The 15,061-nt window shown below is 71.8% G+C and carries 12 protein-coding genes; 6 read left to right on the top strand and 6 right to left on the bottom strand.

Annotation, left to right across the window (positions count from 1 at the left end; translation table 11 throughout):
* Positions 1 to 65 precede the first annotated feature (65 nt).
* Together OHA25_RS33530 and OHA25_RS33525 are read right to left on the bottom strand one after the other, a co-directional pair.
* Positions 66 to 506 carry a hypothetical protein gene (locus tag OHA25_RS33530; protein WP_327580923.1) on the bottom strand — a complete coding sequence of 147 codons (441 nt, stop codon included), beginning with the start codon at positions 504 to 506 and terminating at the stop codon, positions 66 to 68.
* A gap of 90 nt (positions 507 to 596) precedes the next feature.
* Complete coding sequence (locus OHA25_RS33525; RefSeq protein WP_327580922.1) at positions 597 to 1,547, bottom strand: lytic transglycosylase domain-containing protein; 951 nt, start codon at positions 1,545 to 1,547, stop codon at positions 597 to 599.
* Between the two features lie 65 nt (positions 1,548 to 1,612).
* Here OHA25_RS33525 and OHA25_RS33520 point away from each other — a divergent pair, with 65 nt between their 5' ends.
* A complete protein-coding gene (locus OHA25_RS33520) occupies positions 1,613 to 3,469 on the top strand; it encodes a LamG-like jellyroll fold domain-containing protein (protein ID WP_327580921.1) in 1,857 nt (618 codons plus the stop codon).
* A 9-nt stretch (positions 3,470 to 3,478) separates the two neighbouring features.
* On the opposite strand, the gene OHA25_RS33515 is transcribed toward OHA25_RS33520, so the two are convergent.
* Positions 3,479 to 4,255 carry an AraC family transcriptional regulator gene (locus tag OHA25_RS33515; protein WP_305921380.1) on the bottom strand — a complete coding sequence of 259 codons (777 nt, stop codon included), beginning with the start codon at positions 4,253 to 4,255 and terminating at the stop codon, positions 3,479 to 3,481.
* Positions 4,256 to 4,340: 85 nt separating this feature from the next.
* Between OHA25_RS33515 and OHA25_RS33510 the strand changes: the two genes are divergently transcribed.
* Both OHA25_RS33510 and OHA25_RS33505 read left to right on the top strand, forming a co-directional pair.
* Positions 4,341 to 5,150 (top strand): phytanoyl-CoA dioxygenase family protein, encoded by an 810-nt coding sequence (locus OHA25_RS33510; RefSeq protein ID WP_327580920.1) that lies wholly within the window; start codon positions 4,341 to 4,343, stop codon positions 5,148 to 5,150.
* Positions 5,147 to 5,407 (top strand): hypothetical protein, encoded by a 261-nt coding sequence (locus tag OHA25_RS33505; protein WP_327580919.1) that lies wholly within the window; start codon positions 5,147 to 5,149, stop codon positions 5,405 to 5,407. The genes OHA25_RS33510 and OHA25_RS33505 overlap by 4 nt, the downstream gene beginning before the upstream one ends.
* 58 nt (positions 5,408 to 5,465) lie before the next feature.
* Here the strand turns inward: OHA25_RS33505 and OHA25_RS33500 are convergent, their stop codons facing one another.
* Positions 5,466 to 6,236: an SDR family oxidoreductase gene (locus tag OHA25_RS33500; protein ID WP_327580918.1), complete on the bottom strand. Its 771-nt coding sequence runs from the start codon at positions 6,234 to 6,236 to the stop codon at positions 5,466 to 5,468.
* A 177-nt stretch (positions 6,237 to 6,413) separates the two neighbouring features.
* On the opposite strand from OHA25_RS33500, the gene OHA25_RS33495 reads away from it, so the two are divergent.
* The gene (locus OHA25_RS33495) at positions 6,414 to 8,186 is read left to right on the top strand and encodes an aldehyde ferredoxin oxidoreductase C-terminal domain-containing protein (RefSeq protein ID WP_327580917.1); all 1,773 of its coding nucleotides are present in this window, start codon (positions 6,414 to 6,416) and stop codon (positions 8,184 to 8,186) included.
* Between the two features lie 114 nt (positions 8,187 to 8,300).
* Positions 8,301 to 9,482 (top strand): PP2C family protein-serine/threonine phosphatase, encoded by a 1,182-nt coding sequence (locus OHA25_RS33490; protein WP_327580916.1) that lies wholly within the window; start codon positions 8,301 to 8,303, stop codon positions 9,480 to 9,482.
* A gap of 9 nt (positions 9,483 to 9,491) precedes the next feature.
* Here OHA25_RS33490 and OHA25_RS33485 read toward each other — a convergent pair whose 3' ends face one another.
* The gene (locus tag OHA25_RS33485; protein ID WP_327580915.1) at positions 9,492 to 10,751 is read right to left on the bottom strand and encodes an SGNH/GDSL hydrolase family protein; all 1,260 of its coding nucleotides are present in this window, start codon (positions 10,749 to 10,751) and stop codon (positions 9,492 to 9,494) included.
* A 224-nt stretch (positions 10,752 to 10,975) separates the two neighbouring features.
* Here OHA25_RS33485 and OHA25_RS33480 point away from each other — a divergent pair, with 224 nt between their 5' ends.
* A complete protein-coding gene (locus OHA25_RS33480; protein ID WP_327580914.1) occupies positions 10,976 to 12,409 on the top strand; it encodes a non-reducing end alpha-L-arabinofuranosidase family hydrolase in 1,434 nt (477 codons plus the stop codon).
* A gap of 54 nt (positions 12,410 to 12,463) precedes the next feature.
* Here OHA25_RS33480 and OHA25_RS33475 read toward each other — a convergent pair whose 3' ends face one another.
* The gene (locus OHA25_RS33475; RefSeq protein ID WP_327580913.1) at positions 12,464 to 14,974 is read right to left on the bottom strand and encodes a beta-galactosidase; all 2,511 of its coding nucleotides are present in this window, start codon (positions 14,972 to 14,974) and stop codon (positions 12,464 to 12,466) included.
* Positions 14,975 to 15,061: the final 87 nt, after the last annotated feature.

The following is a 15,061-nucleotide window of genomic DNA, read 5'->3' as shown; positions in this document are numbered from 1 at the left end:
TCGCGGCGTGGATGGTCCGGGTGCGCAGCGAGGCCTCGAGCCGGGCCGCAGCCACGGGGAAGGGATCAGGTTGCGTGCGGGCCGGCACCGCCCTCACGTGCCTCCCGCATCTTCCCCGTGGCGATGAAGTCCACCACGATCCGGTAGAAGCTGACAATCGATTCGCCGGCTTCCACCCCGTCACGAAACTGCTTGCGTATTTTCGCGAACGGGAAGGCCATGGTGCCTTCAGGAAGGAGCACGCCCCATGCGTCATCGTCAGATTTGTGCCAGCTGCCGCCCGTGGCAGCGATGACGCATGCGCCCAGGAACGAGCCGAGCACACCGACCAGGCCGCCGATCCGCTCCAGGTCGAAGTCCGGCCGGGAACGCTGCCGCTCGATGAAGCCCTCGACCCACTCGACGGACTCCGGGTTGAGACCGAAGCTCACGTCACTGAGAGGTCCGAGCTGGTCGATCGCGAGGCTGACGTTCGCCTCGATCTGCTGCAGTTCCTGTTCGTGCATCTGAGGATGGTGGCATCAACCCGCAAAGCCGATCAAGCCGGTTTCGGGCCCACCGCATGCGGTGGTTGATGCCGACCCGCCCGGCCTGGGTCAGCGCGGACCGGTCAGGCGGCGCTCGCCGGCCGTGGTGAGGACGAACACCTGCCAGTTGTAGTAGACGTAGTAGTTCCTCGCGTCCCGCTTGATCTGGCGGGCGTGCCGGAGGATGGCGTCCACGTACGCCTGCGAATGGTTGTAGGCGTACAGGGCCCGCCGGTAGTTGCCCGGGGCGCCGCTGGCGCGCAGGTAGTTGGCCGCCGCCATGACGGCGTCCTGGTGATCGTGGACGTCGCCGCCCATTCCGTACGCCCGCCACGTCCCGGGCATGAACTGCATGGGCCCCTGGGCGCCGGTGTGGCTGGCGGACCTCACCCGCCCGAACTTGGTCTCGGCGAACATCACCGCCGCCAGCACCTCCCACTCCACCCCGAATCGGCGCTCGGCCTTCTTGAAGTAGCCGAGCAGCTCGGCCGCCGGGCGAGGGGCGGCGACCTTGAACGTGGCGGACGGCTTGACGGGGTGGGCCAGGGCGAGCAGCCCGCGGATCGCGGTCGTGTTGTCCTTGGCCTGGGCGGCGAGCGCGGCGGGCAGGCGGGCGAAGGCCTGGGAGGCGACCGCGGGGTTGCGGGCGGCGTGGCGGTAGATGCGCTGCTGGTAGAGGGCGAGGAGCTGGATGTCCTGGGGCGGCTCGCCCTTCTTGGACCAGCGGTCGATGGCGGCGTGCAGCGCGGTGGTGGTCTTGCGCAGGGCGGCGGCCAGCCGGGCGGCGTCCTTGGGGACGGCCGCGCCGGGGGCGGGGAGGTCGCCGGCCGCGGACGGGCTCGCCGTCGTGCTGGGAGAGGGGGTCGCCGGCGACGACGCCGCGTATCGGCTGCTCCCGGACGCGCCGGCGTCCCCCGCGGGGGCCGCATGGCCGCAGGAGGCGAGGCAGGCGAGGGCCACGGCCGCGGCTACGGCGCGGGCGGGGCGTCGTGGACGGTTCAGGCGTTGGCGTTCCTCCATGGTCGGCCAACCTACCGGAGTGCGCGGCTCATGGTGCTGCGCGGCATCCTGAAACGGAGAACCCCATGACCCACCCCTCGCTCGGCCGCCGCACGTTACTCCAGGCGGCCGTCGCCGCGCCCGCCGGAGCCCTGTTGAGCATGAGCGCCACCCCTGCCCAAGCCGCGACCGGCGGCAGGTACGACCGGGACAACCCCCGCTTCACCATCGGCGTGCTGCCCGACACGCAGTACCTCTTCGACGAGGACCGCTCCGACCCCGCCCCCGTACGCCAGACGTTCCGCTTCCTCACCGGAGAGGAGCGCGAGAGCAGGAACATCGCGTTCATGACGCACCTGGGTGACGTGACCGAGCACGGCACCGAGGACGAGATCGGCCTGGCCGGCGACGCGTTCAAGGCCATCGACGGCAAGCTGTCCTACAGCGTGCTCGCCGGCAACCACGATGTCCGGTCCTCGACCGACGACCAGCGCGGCGACAGCGCGTACCTGCGGGCGTTCGGCCCGGCCAGGTATGCCAGGATGCCGACGTTCCGCGGCGCCTCGCCCGACGGCTACAACACTTACCACGTGCTGGAGGCCGGCGGGAGCGGGAGGCGATGGCTGGTGCTGGCGCTGGACTGGCGCATCTCGGACAAGGGCCTGCAGTGGGCGCAGGGCGTCCTCGACGCCAACCGCACGCTGCCCGCCATCCTCACCACGCACGACCTGGCCTGGGCCGACGCATCCGGGAAGGCGGCGCTGTCGCAGTACGGCCAGCGGCTGTGGGACACGCTGATCCGGCGCAACGACCAGATCTTCCTGACGCTCAACGGTCACTACTGGCCGCCCGGCCGGACGGTGCTCAAGAACGACGCGGGACACGACGTGCACGTGCACATCGCCAACTACCAGGACCGCTACTACGGCGGCGCGGGCATGGTCCGGCTCTACGCCTTCGACCTGGTGCGGAACGTGATCGACGTGGAAACCCTGTCGCCGTGGCTGCTCGATCGCGACCCGGAGGACCGCACGCTCCTGGAGGCGGAGAACCTCGAGCTGACCGGGCCCGTGGACCGCTTCAGCATCCACATCGACTTCGACGAGCGGTTCGCCGGGTTCGCCCCGCGCACCCTGCCTCCGGCCCGGCCGGCGAAGGCCGTGATGCCGAGGGGGACGGTGGCGTACTGGCGGTTCGACGCCGAGGGGTTCGGCGGCGCGGGGGCGGACGGCGCGGTCGTCCCCGCGGGCGCGGTCGTGCGTGACCTCACCGACGGCGGCAACGACCTGACCATGGAGTTGCTGCACGCCAGCGGCCCCGGGGTGCTGAAGTGGTCGGCCGAGCACCACGAGGGCCAGCCGGCCCACGCCAGCCTGCGCTTCGACGGCGGCAAGGGCCCCGACCGGGGCGCCGTGCTCAGGTCGTCGGCCGCCGCCCCGATCAACAGCATGACGTTCGAGACCGGGTACACGATCGAGGCGTTCATCAAGCTGCCGGACCCGTTCGCCGGCGACCACGCGTGGATGGGCATCCTGTGCTGGGAGGGCCGCAGCGGCGACGCGGGCAAGACCAGTGGCTGGTCGCCCGAGGAGCCGACGTGCAGCCTCAACCTGTCGCCCGAGCGGTTCCTGCAGTATGTCGTGTATCCGACCGACCGGGACGCCGACCCCACGTCGTGGAGCCACTCCCTGCCGGTCGGGCGCTGGACGCACGTCGCGGTCGTCAACGACGCGCGGCGGACCGTGATGTACGTGGACGGATCGAAGATCGCCCGGAACCCTGCCCAGCCGTCGAAGGGCATCTCCACACTGGGCAGGCCGTTCGCGATCGGGGGCACCCAGTTCGCGCTGAAGTACGGGCAGGGGTACTACGGCTGGATCGGTGACGTGCGGATCGTGGCGCGGGCGCTGCGGCCGAAGGACTTCCTGACGCCGTACGAGTGACGCGCGGGCTCACCGGCCGCCGGCGGGGCCGCCCTGGGCCCGTAAGGCCCGGGGCGAGGCGCCCAGTTCGCGGCGGCAGGCCTTGTTGAACGCCTGCAGGTCCGGGATGCCCACGGCGGCGGCGATCGCGGGGATCGCCAGCGTCGACTCGCGCAGCAGGTGCAGCGCCCGCGCCAAGCGCCGGCGGCGGATGTAGCCGACGACGGTGTGCCCGGTGTGCGCGCGGAACAGGCGGGTGAGGTGGTTGTGGGAGACCCCGGCGGCACGGGCGATGCCGGGCACGCTCAGCGGTGCCGCCAGGTCCGCCTCGATGTGCTCGATGGCGGCCGCCACGACCGCGTCCGCGCTGCCGGCCACGGGCAGCCCGGCCACCCGCCAGAGCACCGTCCACACCTCGGCCGACGCCCGCGCCCGGGTGTCGGGCACGGCGGCGATGGCCTGCCGCAGCGAGGCCGCGATGAGGGGCGCCTGGTCCCCGGCGTCGCGCATGACGGCCACGTCGCGCCGCTCGCCGGCACCGGGCAGGCGGAAGTGCGCGTACAGGTGCTCCGACCTGCCCCGGTAGTGGTAGTGCACCTCGGCGCCGGGCGGGACGAGGCTGACGTGGCCGGGCCTGATCGGGTGGGTGGTGCCTTCGAGCACCAGCTCGGCGGTGTAGCCGTACAGGTGGAGTTGCCACAGGTCGGGCAGTTTGAACACGTCGTGCGAGCTGACGACGCCGTGCACGCCCACGCCCGCCCCGGCCACGACCGGAGGGTCGGACAGGGCGAGGGCGACTCTGCGCATAGACACATATATATAGGTGAAAACCGACCACGAGTCGATGATTACAACCCATTACATGACGTATGCGTGATCGTAGGTTCGTGGCATGCGAACCACTTTGCTGACTTCGGCGCAGGTGGCCGGGTTCGTGGCGGCCGGCTACCTGCGGCTCGACGGGGTCGTCCCGGACGAGCTGAACGAGCAGGCGATCGACGCGCTGGAGGCGGGCATCCCCCACGTGCCGTACGGGACCCCGCTCGACGTCGCCTTCCCTGAAGGGTCCTTCGCCCGCAGGCTGGTCGAGGTGCCCGCGGTCGCCGGAGCCCTGCGCTCCCTGGTCGGCCCGGACCCGACCGTCGACCACCACGCCGTGCACGTGCGCGAGCCGCGTGGCGGAGAGGCCCAGCCGCTGCACGCCGACGCCATCATCGACACCCGCATGGACGCCTTCGACGTGCAGCTCATGTACTACCCGCGCGAGGTGAGCGCGGACATGGGCGGCACCCTGGTGGTCCCGGGCAGCCACCTGCGCCGCATCAACGAGAGCGACACCGGCCGCTACCAGAACCTGCGCGGGCAGACCCGGCTGACCTGCCCGCCCGGGACCGTGATGCTGCTGCACCATGGCATCTGGCACGGCGGCCGGCGCAACGACAGCGACCAGCGCCGGTACATGTTCAAGATCCGTTTCAACCCGACCGTGCCGCAGGTGCGCCTCTGGGACACCTCCGACCTGGCCGACCCGGCCGTGGCCGACGAGCTGAACCGGCGTTTCCCCTGGTACGAGCACGCGACAGGGCGGCTGGAGATCCACAACCGGGTGCGCCTGTGGCGGGCGATGACCGCCGACCCGGCGTTCGACATCGACTACTGGACGACACGCGTGAACAACCGCCCCGGGAGGGTCGTCGCATGAAGCAGCAGGTCCTCGTTCTCTACCTGGCCACCTCCGCGCTGGACGCGCCCGTGGTGGGCTGGTCCTCCTACGACGGCACCGGGCGTACCCAACCGACCACGGGGGACGGGGACGAGCCGCCGTACGAGACCGGGGTGGACGCCCTGCGGGACGGCTGGCGGCTGTTCCAGGCCTCGCAGCTCAACCCGCCGTATCCCGGCAGCGAATACGACACGTCGTTCCTGAAGCACGAGTTCTTCTTCGAGAAGCTTTCGTAAGGCAGCGAACCCATGCCTTATCGTGTGGATCGCCCAGGGAGGTCCGGGAAATCCGCGGTCAGACGTCGGTGAAGCCGTACTCCTTGGCGAGGTCGGCGACGGTGAGCGTGCGGCCCGAGTGCCGGGCCACGCCGGGGTCCTCCAGCAGGGCGCGAACGGCCCGACCGGGGAACTCCACCGAGTCGCTGCCCGGCAGGTCGTCGCCGAGCACCGCGACGATCGCCTCCGTGCGGGTGAGGCCGGGTGACAGGGTGAGCGCGGTGACGCCGTGCGGGCGCAGGTCGTGGGCGAGAGTACGGGCCAGGCGGGCGACGCTCGTCATGGCCAGGTCGTAGAAGACGTGACCGGCGATCACCTCCGCGGACGCGTCGGCGTACCCGGTGAGCACGACCAGGCCCCGCCTCTCGATCAGCAGCGGGGCGGCGTGCCACGCGGACACGAGGTGGCTGCGTACCCCAAGGTGCATCATGTTGTGCCAGTGGTCGAGCGGGAGCGTCCAGAACGGCCCGCCGTGGAACGGCAGGGCGTTGCCGTCGAACGCGTTCGCGACCAGCAGGTCGAGGCCGCCGTGCGCGGCGCGTACCCGCTGGAAGAGCGCCTCGACGGCCTGGTCGTCGGCGTGGTCGACGTGGACGGGAACGCCGCGCCCGCCGCGCTCGTCCACCTGCTCGGCGGTGTCCTCGACCGTGCCCGGCAGATCGGAGTGGCGCTGATCACGGCTCTCGCGGTCGGTGACGTAGACGGTCGCCCCGGTCTCGCCGAGGACGAGCGCGATGCCGCGGCCCACGCCACGCGCGGCTCCGGTCACGACGGCGACGGTTCCTGTCATCTGGACGTCCCTCCCTGGTTCGCCCCGCGGTCACCGTCGCGGGGCGAACGTGCCGACCGGTGCGGCAGCATGGCCTTGAAGAAGCGTTTCATCCGGCTCCCCTGCCCGCAGCTGGGCTTGCGACGCGCAAGTGTTGTGTGATGGTGTGCCGCCGCAGCGTCTAAGGGAGGTCGTGCCGTGCCGTCGATCGTCGATCTGACCAGCGGGACCGTCGAGCGTGAGCACCGCTTCGGCGAGCCGGGACACTACGGCGGGTCCATGCTCGGGCTGCGGTTGATCGCCGAGCGCACCCCCGCCGGGCTCGACCCCTTCGACCCTCGGGCGTTGGTGTTCGTGGCGGCGGGGGTGCTCGGCGGGACGCGCGCGCCCGGCCTGGCCAAGGGCGTCTTCCTGGCCAAGTCGCCGTTGACCGGGGTGGCCGGGGAGGCGCATGCGCTGGGGCCGTTCGCGGCGGGATTGCGGGGCGCCGGCGTCAAGGCGCTGGCGGTGACGGGGCGCGCCGAGCGGCTTTCCTATCTGGTGGTCCGCGATGGCGAGGTCTCGTGTCACGAGGCCGGGGAGTTGCGCGGGCTGGGCACCGCCGCCACCACCTACGCGCTCCGGGCGCGGCATGGGCAGGGCGCGCACGTCGCGGCGATCGGGCCGGCCGGGGAGAACCTCGTCCGGTTCGCGAGCGTCGTCACCGACTACGCCTACGCCGCCGGGCGGTATGGGATCGGCGCGGTGTTCGGCGCCAAGAACCTCAAGGCGATCGTGTGCGTGGGCGACGCGCCGGCCGAGGTCGCCGATCCGGCGGCGGTCGCCGCGATCGACCGCTACTACCGTGACGCGATCGCCGGCAACCCGCTGGCCGCCCTCCAGGCCGGCGAGCCGGGGTTCGCCGGCTGGGCCGGGGAGCCGCCGGTCCCCGGGTACGCCTCCGTCCGGAACTTCACACTGCCAGGGGGATTGCGCGTTCCCGGCGTGCGGGACTATGACGGCCGGGCGGTGGCGCTCAGGGGCGCCTGTCCCGGGTGCCCGAACGACTGCCTCAAGGTGTACGCCTCTCCGTCCGCGGACGAGCGCCGGTCGGGCGGGCTCGGGCAGGAGGCGTTCCTGTCGCTGGGGTGGAATCTCGGGATCGACGACCTCGACACCGTGCTGGACGCCAACGCCCTCTGCAACGATCTCGGGCTCGACCAGGTCTCCCTCGGCGGGACGCTGGCCTTCGCGATGGAATGTGCCGAGCGCGGGCTGCTGCCGGGCGGGCCCGCGTTCGGCGACGCCGCGGCGCTGCCCGGGCTGATCAGGGACGTCGCGCGGCGCGCCGGCGAGCTCGGCGACCTGCTGGCCGAGGGGGCGGCGCGGGCGGCCGCGCGGCTCGGGCCGCAGACCGCGCCATACGCGATGACCGTCAAGGGCGCCGAGTTGCCCTGTTTCGACCCGCGCATCCAGCCGGGGATCGGGCTCGGGTACGCCCTCGCCCCCAACGGGCCACGTTACGACGCTTTGGAGCACGATCTCGACTTCGATCCCGTGGCGGGGCTCGCCTACAGCTTCCCCGAGGCCGCCAGGATCGGAGCCCGGCCGGCGCCCGCGGGCGTGCTCGACGCCGAGCGGGGGCGGCGCAGCGCCCGCCTGCTGCGGTTGTGGAGCGGGCTGGACGCGCTCAACCTGTGCGTGTTCGCCTCCTCCCCCACCAGGCCGCTGACCATCGATCGCCTGACCGCGCTCGTCACCGCCGTGCTCGGCCGGGACTTCACGCTGGAGGACCTGCTGGCGGCCGGGCAGCGGCGGCTCGACGAGATGCGGGCGTACGCCGCCCGAGAAGGCATGGGCGGGCGCGACGAGCTGCCCGCGCGGATGCACGACGAGCCGGTCGCCGAAGGGCCTTACAAGGGCGCCGTGCTGGACCGGGAGGCGTTCGCGCGGGCGCGCGACGCCTTCTACGACGAGCTCGGCTGGCGCTGACCCCGCCGCTGCCGCCCTGGTCGCGCTGGGTGACGGGCGGTGGGCGGGGTATGGGTCACATGCACGGGGGAGGAGGAGCCGTTGCAAAGTGACGGTGAGCGTACGCTGGGCGGTTTGCTCGAGGCCACGCACCTGGCCGCGATGGAGGACCTGCCGGCCCTGGTGGCCGCCCATGCCCGGCTGCTCGGCTGCTCCGACACCGTGATCTACGCAACCGATCTGCAGCAACTCCTCCTGGTGCCGCTGCCGGGGCAGCTGGGCCCGTCCGGGGAGCCGCTCGAGCCCATGAGGATCGACAGCACGATGGCGGGCCGCGCGTTCCGCGTCGTGGAGATCATCCAGGCCAAGACCGTGCCGGCGGGTGATGGGCGGCGGTTGTGGGTGCCGCTGCTGGACGGGACCGAGCGGGTCGGGGTGCTGGGGGCGACCGTGTCCGCCTACGACGAGCTGGTCGAATGGCGGGTCAAGCAGCTGGCGTCCCTGGTGGCGGTGCTGATGATCAGCAAGCGGCCGTACAGCGACTCCTTCGCCCGGCTGGTCCGCGCCCGGCCGATGACCCTGTCGGCCGAGGTGATGTGGACCCTGCTGCCGCCGGGCACGTTCGCCAGCGACGACGTGGTGGTCAGCGCCGCGCTCGAGCCCGCCTACGAGATGGGCGGCGACGCCTACGACTACGCGGTCGACGGCTCCCTGCTGCATCTGGCGCTGTTCGACGCGATGGGGCACGACACGTCGGCCGGGCTGACCGCCAGCGTCGCCATGGGGTCGTGCCGCCACAACCGCCGCCTGGGGATGGAGCTGCCCGCGATCAGCGAGGCCGTGGACGCGGCGATCAAGGAACATTTCACCGGCCGGTTCGCCACCGGCATTCTGGCCTGCCTGGACCTGCGTACGGGGCAGCTGAGCTGGGTCAACCGCGGCCACCATCCGCCGCTGGTGATCCGCGGCGGCCAGTGCGTGACCACGCTGGAAAGCGCCCCCATCCCGGACCCGCCGATGGGGTTCGGTCTGGGGATCTCCACGGGTCTACTCCGTTACCAGCTGCAGCGCGGCGACCGGCTGCTGTTCTACACCGACGGCATCATCGAGGCGCAGAGCCCGGACGGGGAGACCTTCGGGCTGGAGCGCTTCGTCGACTTCGTCATCCGCCAGGAGGCCGACGGCGTGTCGGCGCCGGAGACGCTGCGCCGGCTGATCCAGGCCATCCTGCGGCACCAGAGCGGCCGCCTGCAGGACGACGCGACCGTGCTGACGGTCGAGTGGCGCAGCGAGCGCCGGCGCCAGCTCACCATGTGAGCGCGTCCGTCACCGGTGGAACAACCGGGCGGGCACGGCGTGCGCGAGTGCCTGGTAGCCGGCCGGGCTCAGATGCAGGCCGTCGCCCACGTCGTACGACGTCAGCAGCCACCGGGGGTCGGCGGGATCGCGGACCGCCCGGTCGAAGTCGATCACGGCGTCGAACCTGCCGCTCGTGCGGATCCAGTCGTTGACCGCCTGCCGGGTCGCGTCCCTGAGCCCTTGGGCGTCGTCGTAGGAGTTGCCGCCGAAGGGGGTGAGCGTCGCCCCGTAGACGGCCAAGCCCCGTGCCTGGGCCCGGACGATGATCTGGTCGTAGGCGGCGATCAGCTCGTCGGCGACCTTCTTCTGGGCGTCCTGCGTGGCCGGGGCGGTGCCGATGTCGTTGACGCCCTCGAAGACGATCAGCCATGCGGCGCCGCTGCGGGCGAGCACGTCGCGGTCCAGCCGGGCCAGGGCGGCCGGGCCGAGGCCGTCGTTCAGCACCCGGTTGCCGCCGGCCGCCTGGTTGGCGATGGCAGGACCGGAGCGGCCCAGCCGGTCGAAGAGCTGGTCGGGCCAGCGGTTGTTGAGGTTGGTGGTGGAGCCCCTGCCGTCGGTCAGGGAGTCGCCGAGCAGGACGAGCGCCGCGGTGGAGCGCTTGGACCACACTTCGATGGAGCTGAGGAAGTACCAGTGGTCGACGGGGGTCGCCCCGGCGAGGTCCTCGGCGTCGGCCTGGTTGCCCTTCGCCAGGTAGGAGGTGGTGCGCGAGCCCGGGTGCGAGGTGATGGCGCTGGAGGCCTGTCCCTCGGCGAGGTAGACGGTCACGGCCAGCACGGAGCCTGCGGGCAGCTGCAGGTCCAGCGGGTCGGACACCACCAGGGCGCCGGCCGGGACGGTCGTGGACGGACGGCCGTGGAACGTCACCGGCCGGGTGGTGCCCGGCTGGATCGCGCTGACGCCCGCCCTGCCGCCGGCCGGGAATGCCACGGTGACCCGGGTGATGGGCAGGGGCGCGCCGCCGAAGGCGTTGGAGAAGCGCAGCCGGATCCGCTGCCCGCCGGCCGACACCCGCACGGTCTGCCGCAGCGTGCTGTCTGCCAGGACCAGGTTGCCTGCCGTGTACGGCGCGGGCGGCAGGTTGTGGGGCTCGGTGAGCTGCGGCATCGCGGTCCAGGTGTCCACCCAGTGCCCGTTCGGCGCGTTGCCGTCGCCGATGGCGGGCGAGGTCGTCAGCACCCCTGCGCCGAGAGCCGCGACGATCATCAGCTTCAACCCTCTGCCCATGGCCCGGCCTCGCTCCTCGAAACATTTCCGCCGAGTGTCGAACAATTTCCACGCGGACGGCAAGGGATCATACCGGGCATTGAAAGTTTCACCTCGCCGGCCGCGCGCCTGCCACGATGTCCCAGGCAGGCGGCGGGAGTGACTGGGGCCGAAAGTTTCTGATTGATTGGCCGGAAATATCCCTGAGACGCTCGTCGACCACCGGCTACGACACGGAGGACGCAGTGCATCTCAACCGCCCCCGGTCCTGGATCGCCGCGGCGGCCGCCGCCACGATGGTCATCCTGGCCCTGATCGCCGCACCGACCGCGCAGGCCGCGCCCGGCTGCCGTGTGGAGTACACGGTGACCAACCAATGGTCGAATGGTTTCGGCGTGAATGTTAGCGTTATCAACCTGGGTGATCCGCTCACCAGCTGGCGTCTGACCTGGTCGTTCACCGCCGGGCAGACGATCACGCAGCTGTGGAACGGCGCCGTCGCGCAGTCCGGCGCCCAGGTCACCGTCTCCAACGCCGCCTACAACGGCTCGCTCGCCACCGGGGCGAGCACGTCGTTCGGCTTCAACGGCTCGTGGAACGGCTCCGCCAACCCGGTGCCGTCGGACTTCGCGCTCAACGGCACCCCCTGCACCGGCGGCAGCACGCCGACCGCAACGCCGACGGTCACGCCGACGGTCACGCCCACGGGCGGCACCGGCACGCTGCCGAGCAGCTTCCGCTGGCGCTCCACCGGCGCGCTGATCGCTCCCAAGCCCGACGCCGCCCACAGCAACATCGCGGCGGTCAAGGACCCGTCGGTCGTCTACCACAACGGCCGCTGGCACGTCTTCGCCAGCACCGCCAGCAGCGCCGGCTACAACCTGGTCTACACGAACTTCACCGACTGGGCCCAGGCCGGCGCCGCGCAGCACCACTACCTGGACCAGAGCGCGATCGGCACCGGTTACCGGGCCGCGCCGCAGGTGTTCTACTTCGCGCCGCAGAACAAGTGGTACCTGGTCTACCAGACCGGCAACGCCTCGTACTCGACCACGACCGACATCTCCAACCCGCGGTCCTGGAGCGCGCCGCAGCACTTCTACTCGAGCATGCCGGACATCATCCGGCAGAACATCGGCAGCGGCTACTGGGTCGACATGTGGGTCATCTGCGACACCGCGAAGTGCTACCTGTTCTCCTCCGATGACAACGGCCACCTCTACCGCTCGGAGACGACGGTGGCGAACTTCCCCAACGGCTTCACCAACACGCAGATCGTGCTGCAGGACTCCAACAAGTACCGGCTGTGGGAGGCCAGCAACATCTACAAGGTCAAGGGCACGGACCAGTATCTGCTGCTGGTGGAGGCCATCGGCTCCGACGGCAGGCGGTACTTCCGCTCCTGGACCTCCACGAGCATCGGCGGCACGTGGACGCCGCTGGCCGACACCGAGAGCAACCCGTTCGCCCGCGCGAACAACGTCACCTTCGACGGCACCGCCTGGACCAGGGACATCAGCCACGGCGAGATGATCCGCGACAGCAACGACCAGACGCTGACGATCAGCCCGTGCCAGATGCGCTACCTCTACCAGGGCATGGACCCGAACGCGAGCGGCGACTACAACTCGTTGCCATGGAGGCTGGCGCTGCTCACGCAGACCAACTCCACCTGCTGAGAAGTCACTACTCGGGGAAGGAGCCGCCGGCGCATCGCGGTGCGCCGGCGGCTTCTAGATCGTGAGCGTGGTGCGCGGCACCGGGACGAACGTCGCCGAGCGCAGCTCCAGGGTTCCCTTCGCGGAGCGGACCTGCGGGGAGACGTAGACCGGCGCGTCCTCGGGGAAGGGCAGCAGGCGCAGCTCGACGTCCCCGTGTTCGAGGAGCTCGCGGCGGAAGCGGCGCAGGCCGATCTCCCAGGGCGCGCCGTGCCAGAACTGGTCGGCCACCAGGCGGCCGCCGATGGAGGCGCGGCCCACGTCGCCGGACCAGTCGAGCCGGAGCAGCACCTCGTCGTCGCCGTCGAGGAGGACAGCGGGCACGGTGACGCGGTAGACGGCGGCGGCGTCGAAGTCCGCGTCGGCCGGTGCGGAGGCCCGGCCGGACTTGGCGTCGATGACCGTCCGCCTGGGCGGCCCGGCCGCCGCCACCTGCTCGGCGACGGCCGCAATCGGCTCCGCATCCGTGGCGAGCGCTTCGATGACGCTGAAGACGCCGTCGGTCGCCACATGGGGCGAGTCGTCGGCCGCCGTCAAGGCGGGGAAGACACGCAGCCGGTCACCGGCGTGACGGCCGCTCTCGCGACCGCCCAGCGATCCGTGCCTGCCGCCCGATCCGTGCCCCCCGCCCGATGCGCGTCCGCCGTCCAAAGGACGCCCGCCGTCCGATCCGTGCCCGCCGTCGCGCGGCGCCGGACTCGTGCCTTCGCCGCCGTACAACACCAGCCGCTGATAGTCGATGACGGCGGGACGGCGGCTGAGGAGCAGCCGGTCGGCGCCCCAGGCCTGGGCGCGGGTGGCGGTGAGCGCGCTCTCCTCGTCCAGGACCAGCACGTGCGCCACGGACCCGTCGGCGGCGGTGACCCGCAGCAGGCAGCCAGGGCCGGGGCGCAGGCCGCTCACCACCACGTCGGGGCCGTCTCGCGTCACCGTCGCCCGCGCGCCGCCGCGGTGGTCGAGCCCGGGGCCGTCGATCGCGGCGACGGTGGAGGCGTCGAAGGCCAGCTCGACCGGGATGCCCGCGACCTGCGCGAGCACCAGGACGGGGCCGTCGAGCGTGCAGACGGGCTGGGCGGAGGCGGTCAGGAGGGTGGCCGCGCCGACCGGGCGGGCGAGTGGCCAGACGAAGTACGCGCCCGGCGGCACCGTGACGGGACGGCGCGGCACCACCAGGTCTCTGCCGCCCAGACAGACCGCGAACTGCACGTTCTCGTGCGCCGGCAGCGTCTCAACCGGCTGATGGTTGTTGACGAACAGGAAGCCGGAGCGGCCGTCGGAGCGCACGCACCAGCGCAGGGAATCGCGGTCGGCGGTGTCGGCGGGCGCGTCCGGCGGCATGGTGAGCGTCATGGGTGCGAGGTCGGCGCCGTCCGAGGCCAGCCAGAGGTGCTGGAGCCGCAGGCGGACGTAGGACTCGCGGAACTGGCCGTACTCCCCCAGAGGCGCCTGGAAGTCATAGTTGATCATCGGGCAGTCGTTGGGGTAGCCGGTGGCGTGCGACTCCTGGAGGGTGCTGAGCTCGCCGATCTTCTGCGAGCCGCCGTGGAACATGTAGTAGCCCTGCCAGACGGACCCGCTGCCCAGCTTCACCAGCGACAACGCGGCCACGTCCGCGGCGGCGACGATCGGCCGCCGGTGGTAGGAGGTGTACATGCCGCCGCCCAGCTCGCAGGTGGCGAACGGGTAGCGCGCGAGGTGGCTCTCGTCCGTGCCGGACGGGCCGTCGCCGCGCAGGTCGGCGCCGATCGAGTCGTCGTCCCTGCCGGGCCCGAAGAAGTAGTGCGCCCGGCTCTGCCGCGGCCACCCGTCGTGCGGGGTGTCCCAGGCGGCCTCGGCGTACCCGCCGAACAGCGGGATCACCTCGCCGGGCGGCAGCTGGGCGTGCCCCCAGCCGGTCGCCGTCCACAGCGGCGCGTCGATGCCCGCCTCCTGGGCCAGGCGCTTGAGCGTGAGCAGGTGGCCGGGCTGGTCGTACAGCTCGTTCTCCAACTGGACGCCGACGATGGGCCCGCCGTCGCGCCTGGTCAGCCCGCGCACCTGCAGGCCGATCTGCGCGAAGAACGGCCGCACCAGGGCCAGGTAGCGCGGGTCGTCGGTGCGCGGCGTGCAGTCCTCGGCCAGCAGCCAGTCGGGGAAGCCGCCGTTGCGGGACTCGCCATGCCCCCACGGCCCGACCCGCACCACCACGTCGAGCCCGGCCTCCGCGCAGGTCGTCACCCAGCGGCGCAGGTCACGGTCGCCCCGCCAGTCGTAGTGGCCGCGACGCTCCTCGTGCAGATTCCAGAAGACGTAGGCGGCCACGGCCGTCACCCCGCCGGCCCGCACCTTGAGCAGCTCTTCCCGCCACTCGGCGGCCGGGTAGCGGGCGAAGTGGAACTCGCCCATGACCGGGAACCAGGGGCGCCCGCCGCGCCGCAGGGTGCGCGAGTCGACGGTGATCGCGTCCGGCCGGCCGGGCTCCTCCCCCATGGCGAGATGGCCGATGATCGGCGGCTCTGGTGGTCCTGGGACGGAGACTCTCAGCACCCGGCTGATCGTAGCGGGGTTTCCGGCCATCCGATTTAACGCCATTGACATCTCCGCTAAACCGACCCTACGGTATGCGAAACGTTT

Source organism: Nonomuraea sp. NBC_00507, assembly GCF_036013525.1.
Lineage (GTDB): Bacteria > Actinomycetota > Actinomycetes > Streptosporangiales > Streptosporangiaceae > Nonomuraea.
The sequence above is the reverse complement of the archived record's forward strand: the minus strand, read 5'-3'. Positions and strand labels throughout refer to the sequence as shown.

Coding starts and splice junctions, on each gene's coding strand:
- OHA25_RS33485 (WP_327580915.1), bottom strand. CDS start 10,751: ATGGGCAGAGGGTTGAAGCTGATGATCGTCGCGGCTCTCGGCGCAGGG.
- OHA25_RS33530 (WP_327580923.1), bottom strand. CDS start 506: ATGCACGAACAGGAACTGCAGCAGATCGAGGCGAACGTCAGCCTCGCG.
- OHA25_RS33520 (WP_327580921.1), top strand. CDS start 1,613: ATGACCCACCCCTCGCTCGGCCGCCGCACGTTACTCCAGGCGGCCGTC.
- OHA25_RS33500 (WP_327580918.1), bottom strand. CDS start 6,236: ATGACAGGAACCGTCGCCGTCGTGACCGGAGCCGCGCGTGGCGTGGGC.
- OHA25_RS33525 (WP_327580922.1), bottom strand. CDS start 1,547: ATGGAGGAACGCCAACGCCTGAACCGTCCACGACGCCCCGCCCGCGCC.
- OHA25_RS33510 (WP_327580920.1), top strand. CDS start 4,341: ATGCGAACCACTTTGCTGACTTCGGCGCAGGTGGCCGGGTTCGTGGCG.
- OHA25_RS33515 (WP_305921380.1), bottom strand. CDS start 4,255: ATGCGCAGAGTCGCCCTCGCCCTGTCCGACCCTCCGGTCGTGGCCGGG.
- OHA25_RS33505 (WP_327580919.1), top strand. CDS start 5,147: ATGAAGCAGCAGGTCCTCGTTCTCTACCTGGCCACCTCCGCGCTGGAC.